At 32.3% G+C, this 18,739-nt stretch carries 17 protein-coding genes; all 17 read right to left on the bottom strand.

The genetic code is table 11. The annotated features are described in order from the left end of the window. Positions 1–71 precede the first annotated feature (71 nt). Positions 72–1,118 carry an HD-GYP domain-containing protein gene (locus tag ACZ5N4_RS12685; protein WP_464210441.1) on the bottom strand — a complete coding sequence of 349 codons (1,047 nt, stop codon included), beginning with the start codon at positions 1,116–1,118 and terminating at the stop codon, positions 72–74. 315 nt (positions 1,119–1,433) lie between these two features. Continuing rightward, positions 1,434–1,868, bottom strand: coding sequence for an MOSC domain-containing protein (locus ACZ5N4_RS12680; RefSeq protein WP_178908719.1), 435 nt, complete (start codon positions 1,866–1,868; stop codon positions 1,434–1,436). Positions 1,869–1,904: 36 nt separating this feature from the next. Further along, positions 1,905–2,375 (bottom strand): cyclic pyranopterin monophosphate synthase MoaC, encoded by a 471-nt coding sequence (gene moaC / locus ACZ5N4_RS12675; RefSeq protein ID WP_464210438.1) that lies wholly within the window; start codon positions 2,373–2,375, stop codon positions 1,905–1,907. Positions 2,376–2,377: 2 nt separating this feature from the next. Then, complete coding sequence (locus ACZ5N4_RS12670; RefSeq protein WP_464210436.1) at positions 2,378–3,079, bottom strand: energy-coupling factor ABC transporter ATP-binding protein; 702 nt, start codon at positions 3,077–3,079, stop codon at positions 2,378–2,380. 32 nt (positions 3,080–3,111) lie between these two features. Then, entirely contained in the window at positions 3,112–3,780 is a 669-nt protein-coding gene (locus tag ACZ5N4_RS12665; RefSeq protein WP_464210434.1) for an ABC transporter permease, read from the bottom strand. A gap of 1 nt (position 3,781) precedes the next feature. Further along, positions 3,782–4,270: a MogA/MoaB family molybdenum cofactor biosynthesis protein gene (locus tag ACZ5N4_RS12660; RefSeq protein ID WP_464210432.1), complete on the bottom strand. Its 489-nt coding sequence runs from the start codon at positions 4,268–4,270 to the stop codon at positions 3,782–3,784. 314 nt (positions 4,271–4,584) lie between these two features. Next, positions 4,585–6,477 carry a sigma-54-dependent Fis family transcriptional regulator gene (locus tag ACZ5N4_RS12655; protein ID WP_464210430.1) on the bottom strand — a complete coding sequence of 631 codons (1,893 nt, stop codon included), beginning with the start codon at positions 6,475–6,477 and terminating at the stop codon, positions 4,585–4,587. Between the two features lie 12 nt (positions 6,478–6,489). Beyond that, positions 6,490–7,083 (bottom strand): histidine phosphatase family protein, encoded by a 594-nt coding sequence (locus ACZ5N4_RS12650; RefSeq protein ID WP_464210428.1) that lies wholly within the window; start codon positions 7,081–7,083, stop codon positions 6,490–6,492. Then, entirely contained in the window at positions 7,076–8,182 is a 1,107-nt protein-coding gene (locus ACZ5N4_RS12645; RefSeq protein ID WP_464210426.1) for a DVU_1551 family NTP transferase, read from the bottom strand. The genes ACZ5N4_RS12650 and ACZ5N4_RS12645 overlap by 8 nt, the downstream gene beginning before the upstream one ends. Then, positions 8,175–9,227 carry an XdhC family aldehyde oxidoreductase maturation factor gene (locus ACZ5N4_RS12640; protein WP_464210424.1) on the bottom strand — a complete coding sequence of 351 codons (1,053 nt, stop codon included), beginning with the start codon at positions 9,225–9,227 and terminating at the stop codon, positions 8,175–8,177. Before ACZ5N4_RS12640 ends, ACZ5N4_RS12645 begins: the two co-directional genes overlap by 8 nt. Positions 9,228–9,229: 2 nt before the next feature. Then, entirely contained in the window at positions 9,230–10,543 is a 1,314-nt protein-coding gene (locus tag ACZ5N4_RS12635; RefSeq protein ID WP_464210422.1) for a DVU_1553 family AMP-dependent CoA ligase, read from the bottom strand. A gap of 1 nt (position 10,544) precedes the next feature. Then, positions 10,545–11,900: a radical SAM (seleno)protein TrsS gene (gene trsS, locus ACZ5N4_RS12630; RefSeq protein WP_464210420.1), complete on the bottom strand. Its 1,356-nt coding sequence runs from the start codon at positions 11,898–11,900 to the stop codon at positions 10,545–10,547. A gap of 1 nt (position 11,901) precedes the next feature. After that, positions 11,902–12,354 (bottom strand): DVU_1555 family C-GCAxxG-C-C protein, encoded by a 453-nt coding sequence (locus ACZ5N4_RS12625; protein WP_464210419.1) that lies wholly within the window; start codon positions 12,352–12,354, stop codon positions 11,902–11,904. Then, complete coding sequence (trsM, locus tag ACZ5N4_RS12620) at positions 12,347–13,084, bottom strand: DVU_1556 family methyltransferase (protein ID WP_464210417.1); 738 nt, start codon at positions 13,082–13,084, stop codon at positions 12,347–12,349. Before trsM ends, ACZ5N4_RS12625 begins: the two co-directional genes overlap by 8 nt. After that, complete coding sequence (locus ACZ5N4_RS12615) at positions 13,081–13,287, bottom strand: DVU_1557 family redox protein (protein ID WP_464210415.1); 207 nt, start codon at positions 13,285–13,287, stop codon at positions 13,081–13,083. The genes trsM and ACZ5N4_RS12615 overlap by 4 nt, the downstream gene beginning before the upstream one ends. A 2-nt stretch (positions 13,288–13,289) precedes the next feature. Continuing rightward, entirely contained in the window at positions 13,290–15,563 is a 2,274-nt protein-coding gene (locus tag ACZ5N4_RS12610; protein ID WP_464210413.1) for a pyridine nucleotide-disulfide oxidoreductase/dicluster-binding protein, read from the bottom strand. A gap of 286 nt (positions 15,564–15,849) precedes the next feature. Then, positions 15,850–18,570, bottom strand: a complete 2,721-nt coding sequence (locus ACZ5N4_RS12605; protein WP_464210411.1) for a molybdopterin-dependent aldehyde oxidoreductase — start codon at positions 18,568–18,570, stop codon at positions 15,850–15,852. Between the last annotated feature and the right edge of the window lie 169 nt (positions 18,571–18,739).

The raw sequence follows: 18,739 nt of genomic DNA, 5'->3' as shown, positions 1-18,739 counted from the left end.
AGGACAGATGTAAATCTGTCCTTTTTAACATTCTATTTAAGATTATTTTCTATTTATTGTAGCTCTTAGTTTTAGATATTTTCTACACCTATAATAGTTATATTCTTTAATTTTTTATCATAAGTTAAATCATATACTGTGTTATTCTCTAGATTTCTTACCGTTGGACGTGTAGAGCATTCTTCATTATTTCCAATAACTATTGCCCTCTCTCCATTGCTTAATTTTAAAATAGTTCCTAAAGGATAGGGAGCAACTCTTCTTAAAAATATCTTTACAAGCTTTGGATCAAAGATTTGTCCATTATTAGCCATTATATATTCTATCGCATCAGAAGGTAGATATGCCTTTTTATTCGGCCTTTCTGATACCAAATTATCATATGCATCACAAAGACACAGCACTCTTCCAAATTTTGAAATCTCTTCTCCTCTTTTTCCATCTGGATAGCCATAACCATCATATCTTTCATGATGCTGTAAAATCCCTACATAAGTTGTTACAGGTACAGTGTAATATTGTTTTATATATCTATAACCTTTTTCGGGATGGCACTTATATAATTTTTCTTCTTCTTTTGTAAGTTTTTCAACCTTATTTACTATATCCTTAGGCATAAAAACCTTCCCAATATCATGCAAAAGTGCAGATGCTGTAAGCTTTTCTATTTTTGTGTTATCCAAGTGCATTGCCATTCCAATTACACTGGACAATACTGCTACATTTACGCTATGACTGTACATATAATCATCGAAAGTCTTAATATCAACCATATTGACCATTATATTTTTATTGTTTAATATTTCATAAATAATGCTTTTAGCTAAATTTTCAACAGTAGTTATACTATTAGAAACATTTGATGGATCATTGTAAATTCCTTTAATAGATTTTACAGCTTGTACTCTTAATTCATCTGAAATTACACTTTTTATCGCTATATCATAAGATACAGTATCTTCTATATAAACGCCATTAACTCCTAATTTTTCAAGGCTTTTAATATATTCATCTGTTAGTCGTACATCCTTTGTTAATAATGTTACACCATCGCTTGAGTAAATATTTCTGCCAAGCCTCATTCCTTCACGCAAGCAGTAAATAGGAACATATCGCATTTAAACACTTCCTTTCTGCAGCCGGATAACATAGCTACTTTTATCTTATCCAGTTGCCTATTATATTTTACTCTTATCTTCAAGTAAAATACAATACTAAAGTCACTCAAATTTATTATATTATATTATCGTACCATAGTTGTTTACCTTTATTTTTAATCTCACTAATTTTTTTATTAATTATTAATAGGTCAGTTCTGCTCCAATTAATACCTGTCAAGATTAATTTTCTATATAAATAAAAGCTTCAAAGATAGTTATCCTGAAATTAGTAATTTCAATGACTTCTACCTTTGAAGCTTTATTATGTATTTTTTATTTAATTAATTCGATTTCATCACCAGCTTTAACAAAACCGCCTTCCAATACCTTCGTAAATATACCTTCTCTTGGCATAATGCAGTCACCTACCTGACTTCTTATAGCACATCCTTTGTGACATTCTTTTCCTATCTGAGTTACTTCCATCAGTGTTTCTCCTATTCTAAGCTTTGTCCCAACAGGAAGCTCATATAGTACTAAGCCCTCGGTAGTAATGTTTTCTGCAAATTTTCCACTATCCAAATTCATAATTCCTAAAGAATTCATCTTATCTATACTTTCCTGTGCAAGCAGGCTTACTTGTCTATGCCAGTCACCTGCATGTGCATCTCCCTCAAGTCCATGATTCACTTTAAAATAGCCCTTCTCTATAGGAATTTTTATTTCACCTTTTTTTTCGCTTATATTTACTGCTACAACCTTTGCCATCTTTACTCCTCCTCAAGTCCTTGTTATCTTTAAATTTTAGCGCTGAAACAATCCAGACTTTCCACCGCTCTTTTTAATAAGCATTATATTAGATATGGTCATTTCTCTGTCGATAGCCTTGCACATATCATAAATTGTAAGAGCAGCGATAGAAACAGCCGTAAGGGCCTCCATCTCTATTCCTGTTTTCCCAACCGTTTTTGCTGCCGCTTCTATATCAATTTTGAGATTTTCAAAGTCTAACTTGAAGCTTATATTGCAGCCAGATATATTTATAGGATGGCACATTGGTATAATATTAGAGGTATTTTTCGCTCCCATAATTCCTCCAACCTGTGCAACAGATAATACATCACCCTTTTTTATGCCACCTTCTTTTATTCTCTCAAGAGTTTCCTTTTTCATGTATATAGACCCTACAGCGATCGCCTCTCTCGCGGTATCTTCTTTTTCACTTACATCTACCATTTTAGCTCTTCCTTGTTCATTTATGTGAGTTAGATCCATTGTCAATTCCCCCTATTTAAAATTGTTCTTACAAGCGGATGCTCGGGATACTTAAATACCTTCTCCTTTGTTCCATGCTCGATTATTCTTCCTTTATCCATGAAGATTACATAGTCAGCTACTCTTTCAGCCTGATATAAATCGTGTGTGACCATTATTATAGTTTTATTACTGTTCACTATAGATTTTATAAGCTTTTCTGCTTCTAAGGTGCTTTCCACATCCATAGCCGCAGTGGGCTCATCTAATAGTACAACATCTGTTTCAAGTACTATTGTTCTCAGCATTGCGGCTTTTGCTCCCTCTCCTCCAGATAATTTTTTGCAATTTTTATTTAAAAGCTTATCTATTGAGAAGTAATTTGTATATTTTGTTAATCTCTTATTTATATCATCATTACTCATTTTTCTGAATCTTAATCCACTAACTATATTATCACGAACTGAGGAGTTAAACAAATATGGTTTCTGGCTTACTATGGAAATACTTTTTCTTATATCATCTAATTTAAGATCTTCATTATAAACAATGTCACCAGAACTTAAATTACAAATGCCTGCAATACAATTTAATAGAGTACTTTTACCACTGCCATTAAGGCCTAGTATAGCATATATTTTTCCTGTTTTAAAGGTAAATTCAGTTACATTTAATACAACTTTTCCTTCATAATTTTTACATGCATTTTTTATATTTATTTGCATTATTTATCCCTTCTCGCCTAATTCGCCTATATTTAATTATCTTCTTGAAATCTATATAAAATGAAGTTTACTAAAAATGAAATCATAAGTAGTATTGCACCTATAATCAGAGATTCTTTAAAGTTTCCCTTTCCTGTTTCTAGCGCTATATATGTTGTCATAACCCTTGTCTCACCTTGTATATTTCCACCTACCATCATTACTGCTCCAACTTCAGAGATAGCTCGTCCAAAGCCAACAGTTATTGCAGAAAGCATTTGAATTTTACTTTCCTTTATTATAGTGATATATACATCCTTTTTATTTGCTCCTAAGGAAACACAAGTATTCTCTATTTCCTTTGATGTTTTAGATAATCCTGACACAGCCACCCCAAATATGATTGGCAATACTAATAATGTCTGCGAAATGATCATAGCTGTTGGCGTAAATAAAAGTTGAAGATTGCCAAAAGGACCTTCCTTAGAAAGCATTAAATATACTACTAATCCCATAAGTACTGGTGGAAGGCTCATAAGAGTATTAGCTACTCTCAAAATAAGCTTCTTTCCTTTAAAATTCTTAAGAGACACGGGAATCGCTAGAGTTAAAGATATCGTAGATGCTAAAGCAGTAGATATTAATGATACAATCATCGACATTGCTATCACGTTATATATATCGCTGTACTGTGCAGAAAAGGCATAAATAGCTTTTAACATTCTATCTTGCACACTCCGAAGCTTTTCCTGTGAGTATCTCTATTCCATGCGGAAGTGCAGGAAGAATTACTTGTAGGTTTTCTACAGCTCCTTTAGGGCTGCCTGGTAAGTTAACAATTAACGTTTCACCTCTTATGCCAGAAACCGCTCTTGAAAGCATAGCCTTTGGAGTTATTTTTAAGGATGCACTCCTCATAGCTTCCGCAATTCCTGGCACATTTTTTTCAACTACTTTCATTGTAGCTTCTGGAGTTACGTCTCTTTTTGAAAAGCCTGTACCTCCATTTGTTAAAATTAGATTTACTTTAAGCTCATCACAAAGCTGTATAAGTTCTTCTTGTATTTTATCTATGTCATCTGGTATTATTTTATAATATTCTATAGTATATTCCTTTGAATCTAAGGTATTTTTTATAGCTTCTCCTGTTCCGTCTACTCTCTCCCCTCGTGATCCTTTATCACTTATAGTTAAAATTGCTGTCTTTATCATCGTCAAACCTCCATTAGTACTAAAATTTAGTTGTAAAATTCTTTGGCTATTCTGATGTTCTTACAACTAAAATAACCAGAATTATTATATTAGATTTTATAAACTTATTATAATTATACAGCATAATTACATAAATTTACAATATTCTTATATTTATAATAACTCTATTTAATAAATTTTGCAACGTAAATTAAAGTTGCACTATTCTAAAATTATAGAAAAATTATTTTAATATAAACAAATTAACTAGAAAGTTGACTTATACCGGCGTATAAGTCAACTTTCGGTCTAGTAACTCTATATGAATATCACTTTTATATTTGTATTTCATACTTTTTAATTTTACTATATAAAGTGTTTCTTCTAATACCAAGAGCTTCTGCAGACCGCGTAATGTTTCCTTTAAATCTTCTTATCACCTTCATCAGATGCTCTTTTTCCGCATACTCTAATTTTAGGCATTCACTATTAATGTCGATGAAAGCTTCATTTTCACAGTCATCTTCCCCAAAATAACCGGACGGTATACATTCAGTATTTATAATTAATTCAATAAAATTTTCTAATTCTCTTATGTTTCCCGGCCAACTATGATTTAGCATCTTTTTTAAATATTCATTAGGTATAACCATATCCTTTTTATTAAGTCTTTCAGAAATATTTTTTAAGAAATATTCTATAAGAATGGGTATATCTTTTTTTCTTTCTCTTAAAGGAGGTAAATATATAGGCAGTACATTAAGTCTATAATATAGGTCTTTTCTAAACCTACCTAGTTCAACTTCTTTCTTTAAATCCTTATTGGTGGCAGCAATTATTCGTACATCTACTGGTATAGATTGGGAGCTTCCTATTCTTGTTATTGTTCCTTCTTGTACAACTCTTAAAAGTCTTGTTTGCATATCAAGAGGCATTTCTCCGATCTCATCCAGCATAATAGTGCCACCATCAGCTAATTCAAACTTTCCAATATTTCCTCCTTTTTTAGCTCCTGTAAAAGATCCTTCTTCATACCCAAAAAGTTCAGATTCTATAAGCTGTTTAGGAATAGCACCACAGTTTAAAGCTATAAAGGGACCGTCTATTCTACTGCTGTAGTTGTGAATAGATTGTGCAAATACTTCTTTTCCAGTACCACTCTCACCCATTATGAGGATAGTAGATTTACTATCTGCAATTTTTTTAGCATATTGGATTACCTTTATAAAGTTTTCATCTTCCCCAATTATTTTATTAAAAGTATAATAAGCCTGTCCATTGTTTTTTTTCTTTACTTTCTTTATTTCCTCAAAAGCATATACTATTTCAATAGTTTCTTCTGAAGAATTATATATTGGATTGGCAGTTAAGTGGCATCTAAATTTGTTTCTTAACGCCATTATATTTACTTCTTGAGAAATGCTTTTTCCTAGACATACGTCATTTTTCACCTTGTCCCAATCCTCTATAAGGTCTCTTATTTCTGATATTCTCAGTTGCTTGTCCTTGCTACCAAACATTTTCAGCGCACATTCATTACAAATTTTTATTTTGCCATTTATATCGGAAGTTATTATTGCGATGGGAATAGAGTTAAATACATTCTTTATATGTCTATCATTCGTATTTTGAGCTTTGTTGTAATTTTTTACTTTTAGCATTTCTTCTATAGCATTAGAGGCAGCTATAACCATTCCTAACGTATGAGGGTGTACAAAATCAATGTACCCAGTGAGATTAAGAACACCTATAAGCCTTCCTTCATTATCTTTTATAGGTGCTGCGGAACAAGTCCATTTATGATATGCTTTGATAAAATGTTCCCTGCCAGAAACTTGTATAGGACTTTGAATTTCTATAACCATACTCATGGCATTTGTGCCTATATTCTCTTCATTCATAAAAGCTCCTGGTATCATCTTCATAGAAAATGCTTCTGAGAGTATCTTTTCTTCCCCTATTGCATTCAATATGCAGCCTTCTCCATCAGTAAGCAATACGAAAAAGTTAAATCCTTTTACAAAATTAGTTAGTTGCTCCATATATGGTGTAGCTGTCAATATTAAATCTCTATTAACCGCAAATCTTTTCTGTAATTCCGTATCGTCATATATAATTTTTTTACTTGAAACTTGATTAGGGTTTATTTTAAAGCGTCTACATCTTTCATGGGACAGATCTATATCAGATTTACACTCAACTTCGGATTTATATTTAACTATAGACATGCTAACACCCCTTTATCTCAACATTTTCAATTGGTAGTTTTTGTATTTATCATCATAATAAATTTCATCTATGCAACCGTACTGTTGATCAATTTGAAATATGTTTTTTATAGGTATTGCTAGAAGGTTGCTCAATATGATTCTATTTACACCTGCATGTGAAATTATAATTATATTACCTAAGCTATTTTTAACAATACTTTCATAAATAGGTATAACTCTATCTCTAAGCTGTTGAAAACTCTCCCCTCCTATAGGTACAAAAGTATCTATATTCTCACCTCTTTTTTTAAATTGTTCAGGAAAAAAATTTTTTATATATTTAAATGTTTTCCCTTCCCATTGCCCCATATTTATTTCAGTAAACTCTTTCACTACTACTCTTTTAATGTCTCTATTTTCAAAAATTATATCTGCTGTCTGTATACATCTCATTAAAGGGCTTACATATGCTTTCTCAATATTTATACTATAAAAAAATTTTTTAAACCTTTGAGCTTGCATAATTCCCTCTTCACTTAAAGGCAAATCTGTAACCCCTATATAACGTTTCTCTTGTCCAGCATCTATATTTCCATGCCTTACCAAGTAAATACTTCTATTCATAATCAAAACTCTTACCTATTACAGATTCAATTTTGCTAATAACTTTTTTAGCCTCTATATATCTCTGTTTTATTTTATCCTTAGCCTCAAAATCATTTTTGTGTTTCAATAAGCAACGATCAAATCTACACTCAAGAGGTATAACTTTATCCTCTTTCACAAGTTTATCTGCCAAATATAGTATTTCATTCTCTGTGATATTTTCTTTTTCACTTACTTTTATATCCATATGTGTAGATACTATGTTACCTATATGTTCATATCCTAATCTCTTTAAAGTTTCTTCTCCTTTTTTGGCATGGTTTGTAGATTTTCTATCTATGTCATGTAATAGTGCTGCAGCTGACAGCAGGTTTTCATCAAAATTATATCCTTTTTTATTTAATATATTTAAAATATATATAGTTATCTCTGACACTTTAGCGCAATGTCTTATTACATTATCCGGTACATCATGCATTTTTAAAATACTATAACATTCTTCTCTATTTGGAACTCTTAAACTAAAATATTTTAGCAGTTCTATATAATCTGCTTTAGTATCCATATCCATTGTTGTAAATTTATCGAATACAGGAACATTTATAGAATCTTCGTCAAACTTGGAGAGTATATTTTTTAATCCTCCATCTTCATTTGTTTTTATTATTATATCTTTATATTTGTAATCTATTAGAGGCGGATGTCCCCTTTTACCATTAAAAGTTGGATAAATTATTCCTTTATCACAGCATAAATATTGTTTTTTTAATGTTTCTATAGTGTGTACTTTTACAAGAGGAATATCTACTGGCAGCATAAAAAATGCGTTAACATCCTCATTTAAGACCTCCATACTCTTTAATACTGAAGAATACATGCCCTGAGAATAGTTTTTATTCTCTATACATTTAGCTTGTGAGCCTTTCAATACATCTATTATCTCTTCCCCTCTATGGCCCGCTACTACTATAATATTACAAATTCCTGAAATTGTAAAAGTATTAATAATAATTTCTAATGCAGTATATTCTCCAAATTTCAAAAGAGGTTTAAAGTCTTCCATTCTTGAAGAATATCCTGCTGCGAGAATTACAGCTGCAAAGTTATCTCTATTCACTAATATGTGTTCTCCTAACTAGAACTAGTTCGGCTGCAATACTTACTGCTATTTCTTCAGGAGTTTGCGCAGATATAGAAATTCCTATAGGACAGTAAACTCTCTCTAAGTCCTTTAAAGTATATCCTTCATTTAAAAGGCAGTTATAAACAAAATCCCTCTTTGTCTTACTTCCTATCATACCTATATATTTTGCATCAGTTTTAAGCATTCGTGCTAGTACTTCTTTATCATAGGCATGCCCTCTTGTAACTATAATAATATAACTCCTGTTATCAATATTTATATAATTAAATATATTTTCAAAAGAAGGAATTGCTTTTACTTCATCAGCGGTTTTAAATCTTTCTATATTAGCGAATTCTTCTCTGTCATCTATAACAATTGTTTTAAAATCTAACATTTTAGTTATTTCTGCAATTTTTTGTGACACATGTCCAGCACCTATTATATATACAGCCTCATGATTCAAAACAGGTTCTACTAAATATTTCTTTCCCTCAGCAACTAAATTTTGAAAAGTTATATTTTTAAAGTTTTCTCTTACTTTTCTAAATATACATTGAGCTATATCGTTTTCTTCTCCGAAAAATCCTGTTTCTGTACAAATCCATTTATCTGTTCCTTTTATGTTTTTTTGTTTTTCATCTATTTTGGTTATAAGTGCAAAATTAACAGCTTTTCTTTTAAGCTCTGCTGCCTTTTTGTATATTAATACCAGTTCATCATCATTACAATCTATATATTCTAAGAGCAATTTAAGTTCTCCACCACAGACCATACCTAGGGCTGAAGCACCATTATTAGATAAAGTGAACTTCTTAACTATAAACTCTTTATTTTCAAAAATCTGTGAAGATAACTTTATAGCCATAGCTTCAAATATACCTCCACCTATAGTACCTTCAATTGAAAAGTCATTCTTTATAATCATCTTTGTTCCTTCTTCTCTAGGAGCGGAACCAGATTTCTCTAAAATAGTAGCTAGCACGAAGCTTTCTTTATTATCCAAACATTCAGTCATTACCTCATATATATCTCTCATAATTAACCCCTCTTTCTGTAATCATATATCTTTCTCTTTGTCATGCTATTTTTAATTGTGCTAGGTTCTAATGAATGTATTAATGCAATTTCAATAATATTTTCAACTAATGCTTCTTTAATTACTGGTATCTCTTTAATATAGCTCATCATTTCCTTTGATACTTTATGAAAGTCACGCTCATTTAATGTAATTAAGTCTATAAATATTATGTTGCCTTCCTCAATGTAAACTTTATAGTCTATTATAGCTTTAAAAGATAGAATAATTTCATCTAAATCTCTCATATAAATAAACTTATCTTCATCTATCTTAATTCTATTATCTATCCTCCCAAGAACCGGACTCATTGTTTTTAAGAAAGTTCCACAAGGACAGGGCTGTGAACTAAAGGCTGTTATATCTCCAGTTCTATATCTTATTAAAGGCATCCCCTCTCTTGTAAGTGATGTAAATACTATTTCCCCATACTGACCATTTTCTACTGTTTTCCCTGTAACCGGATCTATTATCTCAAAATATAAATCTATATCCCTCATATGGTATCCATTTAATGCTTCACACTCAACTCCTCCACCATACCCCATTTCAGTCATTCCATAATGAGTAAAAACCTTACAGTTAAACTTTTCTGTAATTTCCTTTATTAAAGTTTTTGGTACATAATCAGTGCTTAGGAGTATCTTTTCTATATTATTTTTAAATACTTCGCTCTCTATTCTACTTAATTGAAGTAACTGTATCGGAGTTCCTACGATACAATTTATATTCTTATCCTGTATGAACTTTGCTGCATCTTTTGGTTTAACAGATACTCCTTTTACATAACATTCTACGTTTATTTCTTTTAATGCCTTTTCTAGCAAGTCACCAATACTTCCATAAGATTCTCCTGGCAAAAGCACTAATACTCTATCTTTTCTATCAACTAAAGAGCTCATTCCATGTTTAAAGAAGTCAATTGTAAACTGCAAATCTTTCTCCGTAAAATATATTCTTTTTTCTTCACTGCTTGTACCAGAAGTTCTTAAGGTTACTACTCTATCAATGTCTTTTGGGGAGACACACAAAAAATCAATGGGATTATTTTTTATATGCTGTGACAGCGTAAATGGTATACTTTCAAAATCCTTAAAAGAATTTATATCTATTTCATTAAAATACTTCAAATGTTCCTTATAAAATCTGCTGTATTTCTTTGAATAAGCAATAACTTCTTTTATTTTATTTAATTGATACTGTTCTAATTCTTTCTTATTGCCTTCCTTAATTCCGATTTTATCTACTATCCATTTTTCCATAGGTGTAATCTTCATATCACATTCCCCTGTATATATAGTTTCCCTGTGCATCTGTAATATTATAAATGCAAAAAGGTATAAGTCTGCCCTCTGAATTTACTACATGAATACAGCAATCCTTAACTCTTTCTAAGTCTATGTTCCATATATCTTGAAAAGCCATAGCCGAGATACTAAAGGAATAATTTTTTATACTGTATAATATATCATCCCAACTCATCACCTTTTTAGAATTTAATTTGCCATTAAAGCCTTCTATTTTTCTTGAAGACCAATTGCGTGTAACGAACTCCTTTGCCTTTTTAGCTCCTTCTTCTGCCTTTTCAGTTTTTGAACAACAGTTGTTTGATTTATTTGTAATACTTATTAACTCATTTTTGTTCTTATAAATATAATTACCATGAAAAGAGCATAAAGCATTTTCGCACCCAGGAGGCTTCATACTGTTGACCTTAATCTTACCCTTTGTTTGTTCTTCTATTTTGTCTATAAGTTCTGGTAGGGTAATTCTATCCCCATCTCTCGGAATATTAGGTATCCTTCCAAAATAACTTACAGGCTGGAAATGCACTCCTCTTACTGCAGCTATATTCTCAAGTGCAAAGTCTATTATTTCCCCTATGTTATCTACATTTATTCCTGGAACTAAGGTTGGAACTAGTACAACTCCTATGCCATACTTATTACAGTTTTCTAATGCTTTTATTTTTAACTCTAACAATTCCCTTCCTCTTAATTTTTTATATATTGAATCATTGGTACCATCAAACTGTAAAAAAATCGAAGCTAATCCTGCTTCCTTAAGCTCTTTAACATAGCCTTCATCCTGAGCTATGCGTATTCCATTAGTATTAACCTGTACAAAATTAAACCCCAGTTCCCTTCCTAATCTTATTATCTGTGGCAAATCATTTCTCACTGTAGGTTCACCACCAGATAACTGAATATTGCAATTACCAGAGTATTTTAGAATCCTTTCATATAAAAACTTTATTTTTTCTATTGAAACATCCTCATCGTTATTACAGGATGAGTCAGCAAAACAAAATTTGCAATTTAAATTACAAAGGTTAGTAACTTCTATCAGTGCTGTACAGGTATGTTGTCTATGCTCACTGCAAAGGCCGCAGTCAAAGGGGCACCCTTTTTCAGCAGAAACAGCAGGATTCTTTATATAAGCTCTTTCCTTATTTCTCACCCATTTTTCAATAGGAGTACTTCCACTCCATATAATAGTTTTAAATTGTCCATGTTCTGGACAATACTTTTCCATATAAACTTTATTATCTTCTAAAATCTTTTCTGCCTTTATTTTCTTTAAACAGTGGGGACATAAGCTTTCAGTTCTGGAAATCACTTTTACACTTTTCATACTAATCTCTATCTCCAAATTCATATCCATGTTTGTATAATATCTCCTGAACTTTTTCATAGCTCTTTTGTAATATATCTCCGCACTTTATTGGATAGTTTATATTACCTGCATCATCACTAATACTTTGAATTCCTATTATATCCCCACATTCTGTGCTTTCAAACTCTCCCTCAAACCAATCCATATATTCCTCTATCATAATCTTATAATTTTCCTTATAAACTTCTCTATCCTCACCTTTACCAGCATACAAGCCTATAATTCCTATTCCACCTGTAAGAACTCCACAGGTCTTTTTAGTAAAACCTATACCTCCGCAGAGACCATTTATCGCTCTTATTAAATCTGCATTCTCTTTTTCTTCTTCCTCTAAAGTAAGCTTCAGCATTATTTGACTACAACAAAAACCTGCAGAAGCTAATTTATATATACGAAAAGCAGTATCATTCATTATCTTTATCCCCTTTCCTAGCTAACATAATAAAATACCCAGGTTTGCAATTTTTAAGTGTTTCTTGAAACTCTACTCCATCTACAGAACATTCTGAAGCTTTATTCCAAAAAACACTCATAGAACCATATGAAAATATTATCTTAACCATAAGTGCCTTTAGCATAGGACTGCAGTCCTCTAAATGCATTATTTCAAAGCCTTGTTTTATCAATTTTTCTCTAAGTGTTTTTAAATTGTGAAGACCTCTCATGCAGCTGTTAATTGAAAGTGCATTGAGTTTATTTGTAAAGTGAGGATTTTTTGCATATACGTCTGTTATTACGAAATATCCATAATTTTTTAAAACTCTATATACTTCCTCTATAACAACATTTAAATCATTCATAAGAGATAAAGTACATTCTGCAAATACTCCATGAAAATTTTCATTTTCAAAAGGAAGCTCTTCGCCTCTGCCATTGATCAAGTTAATGTTTTTATATTTATCTCTTCCCATAGCTATTAATTTTTGTGATGGGTCTATTCCCACAGTATTCATTCCATACTTTTCATAAAGATAGTTAACTGTGGCTCCCATGCCGCTGCCTAAATCCATTATTTGATCTCTGGCAGAAAATTTACAAAATTGAACAGCTTTATCTGTTAGGATAAATCCCCCTGGCCTTAAGGTTGTTCCTGTAACCTCAAGCATGTTTTTGTTTTCATAAGCATTACAGCATTTTGTCATTTATCTTCCAGCCCTTTTTCTACTTCAAGCATTTTGCCTAGTGCCAACTTTTCATATATAATTACCATTTTACACTGCGGACACTGCATAAGCTCTACTTCAAAGTTTCCTCCAAGGTAGACAACCTTTACCTGTGAGAGTTGAAGCTCCTTATTACACTTATCACAAATCCAGGGGGTTTTTTCTTCTTTATTAATATTCATAATTATTCCTCCACTACTTCCATTCTGTGACTGTAAACACTATGAATAATTAATTCCTTATCTTTTTCTTCGTATTCCACCCAATAGGTGACATTACTAATTCTCATCCTGGTCAAATAATGCATAGTTTCTGGATTTAAAAATCTTTCTCTGTTTTTCTGTGCATTAACTATCACTTTCTCTATATCTTCAAAGAGAATTAATCTATCCTCCATTTGCTTTTGTATAGTATCATTTATGATTAATCTTAAGCCAGAATTCTTATTAAAATCATTTATTTCCTCCTTCCAAAATTTCTTTAATAGATTAATTTTAACAAGTGTTCTGTTCTCATGCCTTTGAGATAAGGTAGGAGCTTGTCTCAATGATATTTTCTCCAAATTCTCACCATAAATTAAATCTAAAATATGGAAAGTCCTCTTCCCTTCAGATACAAATAAATCTCTACACATTGAGCAGTAAACTAAGTAATCTCCACTGCTCTCTTTTATTCTATCTTTTATAAATTCTTGTGATTGCTCTTTATTAGCAAAATACACAAGCCCTCCATAACCGCAGCACTTGGTTTTTTCCTTTGAGAACTTTAATTCTTCTATTATATATCCTAGTTCAGATGCTATAGTTCTTATACTTTCATGAATTTTTTCGTTGTATCTAGTAGTACAAGCATCATGTACATTTAAAACGCAGTTCTCTTTTATTTTATTATTAATAGGAATTTTGTGATTTTTCATGGTTTCCCACAGAGATACCAAGTTTATTTCAGGCATATATTTTTCAAATATACTGTAACAACTTGAGCAAGCTAGAATGAAAGTCGGTCTTCCCATGTGCTCCCAACTATTTTTGATATGTCTTATATTCTCTTGCATTAAATCCTGTCTTCCTGACCAATCTGCTGGTGCACCGCAGCACCCTAACATTAAACCTACACCCTCCTTAATATTTGACATAAGATAACTATATATTTTTTCTATATATTCTGGTGTAGATGCTGGCAGCTGACATCCTGGATAAAATATATACTTTACCTTTTCATAACCTGGTTGATTTTTTTCCATTGAAAAATAGCTACTATTGCTAAATTCCATATCCTTTAATGCGAAATCATGGGCAGATACTGGCATCTTTCCTCTTTCTACCATGCTTTCACGAGTTTCTTTTATTATTTCCTTCATCTCTATACCCTCTGGGCATATTTTCCCACATAGTCCGCAAAGGGTGCAGGAATTAATCATTTTGTTTGCATAGCGATCTCCAAGTACTATTGTTTCATTATGATTTATTTGTCTTACATATTTCTTAGGGGTAACATTATACTTTTGAAGGTGTGGACAAGCATTTACACATTGAAGACATTGACATTTCAAGCATCTTTTTGCTTCAGTTATTGTATCTTCTTCACTATATCCTAAGTCATATTTTCTCACTGCTGACATTGGCTCTATATAATCTGTAGCAATTTTTAAAGGTGTTTTGTACCCTCCTTCATTTTCCCTTGCAGCAGTAATTGAAGTATTTTGAATATACCTATCTATAGATATACTGGCTCTTCTTCCTGAACTTAATGACAATATAATAGAGTTATTTTTATTTATAAGCCTTCCTCCTGCAAATAGTGAAGTGTTTTCTACTTGGAAGGTTTTAAAGTCTACATTTATATCTTTCTTCCAAAAGCCTGTGCCAATATAGACTGCGTTATACATTTCTAATATTTTACTTAATTCTTTTTCATCAATCTCTCTATTTAACTCTATCTTTATGCTTCCTTTTTTAAATATTTCAAGTTCTTCTTCTATAAGATCCTTTGAAAGATTTTTTCCTTCAAAGTTCCATAACCTTCCTCCTAGCCTTGAATTTTTTTCATATATTGTAACCTCATAGCCTTTTTTATCTAAATCAAAAGCTGCTGTAATTCCACTTACTCCTCCGCCGATTACTGCCACAGTCTTTCCATTCCTAGGTATAGCCAATGTTCTTTTATTACTTGAAAACCCCAGTTCTACTGTAACTTTTTCAAGCTCAGATATATTTATAGCTCCTCCAAATTCTTTTCTAACACATACATCTTCACAGGGATGATCGCATATTCGGCCTATTATTCTCGTAAATGGAAGCTTTTTAGCCATAACCTTATAAGCCTTTTTAAAATCACCCTTTTCTATTTCCTCAACAAATGACTTTACATCCATATGCACAGGACAAGCAGCTACGCAAGCTGAAGGTGCATCTGTAATACACTTATCACCTTTTTTCAATAACTTATCTAAATCCATAGCATTCACCTTTCATTTGAACTATATTTTGATGTTTCCCTTTAAACCATAAATACTATTTATATATGGGTGCTAGACCAAAAGTTAGTTTCCTGATATAGATAAACAATTCTGATACTTGATTTAACTAAGGTATTCATAGGGGTACATCTGACAGTACATTTAATGATTTTATGTTAGCTCTTGGCGAAGCTGCTTTAGAGATAACTAAAATTATTAACAGTACAGAAGAGGTACCTCTATGAATACCGCTAATTAGTCAAGCACCTTGGTTGAATACCTATAATTACTTTTTAAGTGCTGCTAAAACTTTTTCTGGAAGTGCTGGTAATTTAGTTATACGTGCTCCACAAGCATTGTATATTGCATTAATTATTGCTGCATGTGGTGCTGAAAGAGGCATTTCTCCTGCTCCTGAAGCACCATATGGTCCATATGGTCTTGGAGTTTCCTGATAAATTATTTCTATATTATCAGGTACATCCTTAATTTGAGGTATGCCACAGCCTGTAAGTGTAGTGTGTTTCTTTAGATCCTCAAAATCTTCACTCAATGCTAAGCCAATACCTTGAACTAATCCTCCATATATTTGACCGTCTACTACTAATTTATTTACTACAGTTCCTACATCAGCAACTATAGTGAGCTTTTCTACTTTAACTTTTCCAGTAGCAGTATTCACCTCTACTTCTGCCATAAGTACTCCATACATATAGCATGGGAATGGGTTACCTTGACCATTTGCTACATCGCAAGCGGTACAAGGTGCTGTCCACTTTCCATCAACTTTTACTGGTATATTTTCTGCTACCATTTCATCATAAGTTCTATAAGTTCCATCAGCTTTTTTCATAGCTGCTAATAGATTTTCACAGGCAACTCTTGTAGCATTTCCAGTTAATACGTTAGAACGGCTTCCACCAGCTGGTCCGCTGTTTGGAGTTTTTTCCATATCATTCATAACTAATTTTATTTGTTCAAGCTTAATTCCTAGTGGTCTTAAAGTTTCATAAGCTATGCTTAAAGTTCCCATGTCAGCACCCTGTCCATGGTCTTCCCATGAGTTGCCAATAACTATTCCAGTTGGAGTCAATTCTGCCCAAGCTTCTGAAGAATCCGCACCATCAAGACCTGAGCCATAAAGAAGTAATGAAACTCCTACTCCATATTTTTTATCTCCACTATTTTTGTTTTTATCTTCAGCTTTTTTCTTTGCATCTTTGTATAATGGACGTAACTTTTCTATCATAGTTGGTAAACAAATAACATCTGGGTCACAACCAGTAGGCGTAGTGGAGCCTTCTCTATATACATTTTGGTATCTAATTTCAAGTGGATCTATTCCTGCCTTTTCAGCTAATTCATCTATCAAAACTTCTGAAGCAAAAAGACTCTGTGGTGAACCGTATCCTCTGAAGGCTGAGCCCCAAGCATGGTTAGTACAAACAGTCCTTCCTTCTCCTCTTATATTTGCTATATCATATCCAGCTCCTATAAATTGCGTACCTCTCATAGTAAGTAGGTCACCGAACTCTGAGTATGGACCATGGTCTACTGACCAATCACTTTCCATTGCAACAAGCTTTCCGTTCTTGTCGGCTCCAAACTTAACATTCATAAAGAAAGGTGATCTTTTTCCTGTATAAGTTATCTGTTGATACATATTGAATTCAAGGTATACTGGTTTCTTTGTTACTATTGCAGCTACACCAAGTAAAGCTTCTATAGTAGGGCTGAACTTATATCCAAAAGTACCGCCTGTAGGATTTTGAACTATAAGAACATCCTGTGCTGGCATTCCGATACCATCTGCTATCATAAGTGAATGGAAATGGAGTGCTACACTTTTTGAATGTATAACTAGTTTTCCATTTTCATTGAAATAAGCAAAGCCTACATCTGGTTCTATTGGAAGATGCGGCTGTCTTCCTACATAAAAATTATCTTCAACTACATAATCTAATTTATTCATTAAATCTTTAGTGTCATTACCTTTAGCTATTGTTGTCTCAAAATATATATTAGGAGTTCCTGGATGAACTTCTATAGTATCTTCAGCCATGGCTGCTGGTGCACTCATATATGCTGGAAGTTCTTCTAATTGAACTTTAACTTTTTCTGCAGCAGCTTCTGCTTGGAATGGAGTATCTGCAAGTACCATAGCTATAGCATCACCAAATTGGAAAACTTTTTTATCATTTAATATAGGTCTATCTAGACCATCACCTTTATTTGAAGGGAATGCCAATCCATTTATTCTGTTGGTTCCTGGAACGTCTTTATATGTTATAACTTTGTAAACTCCAGGCATTTTCTCTGCTTCCGATGTATCTATTGAGAGAATATTAGCATGTGAAACTTTAGCCTGTACCAATTTTATGTGTAATGTATCCTCTGGAAGTTTTAGCCCTAAATCTGCTCCAAAATCCCAGGTTCCTGTTACCTTTGCTAGTGCAGATGGACGAACAACCTTTGAACCTAAAACACTTGCTCCTTCAGGCAACTTATACCATAAGTCTTCTTTCTTTATTTCCCCTCTCATTAGTCTTGCTGCATCCATAACTGCATCTACTAATGGCTTATATCCTGTACATCTACATACATTTCTATTTTTTTGGAACCAGTTTCTTACATCCTCTCTAGTTGGATTTATATTTTCATCTAATAAAGCTTTAGCAGATACTATAAACCCTGGAGAACAGAATCCGCACTGTGCAGCCCCATGAATCATCCATGCTAATTGAAGTGGATGAAGGTTGTCTTTAGCCCCCACACCTTCAATAGTAATTATTTTTGCTTCATCTGGAACCCTTTTCATTCTTACAATACAAGATCTTGCAACTTTTCCATCCATTATTACAGAACAAGCCCCGCATTCACCTTTACCGCAACCTACCTTAGTACCTGTAAGAAGCATTTGTTTTCTCAAAACCTCTGCCAAAGTCATTTCCGAATTAGTAATAACAGTTCTACTGATACCGTTAATAATTAAAGTTTTCTTTAACATTAAAATACCCCCATTTTTATTTAATTGTTATATTATAAATTTTAATATAACTCAGTCTACCTATATAAATTGTTTAGCAATATACGTGCCAACAGTAAAAATATGGAACTAAGCCATTCTCAATATATAAAATTATTTTTTGTTCGTTTTTCTAACAAAATCACATTGA

The organism is Clostridium nitrophenolicum, assembly GCF_055391695.1.
Note: the sequence above shows the minus strand (reverse complement) of the source record. Positions and strands in the feature narration are given on the sequence as shown.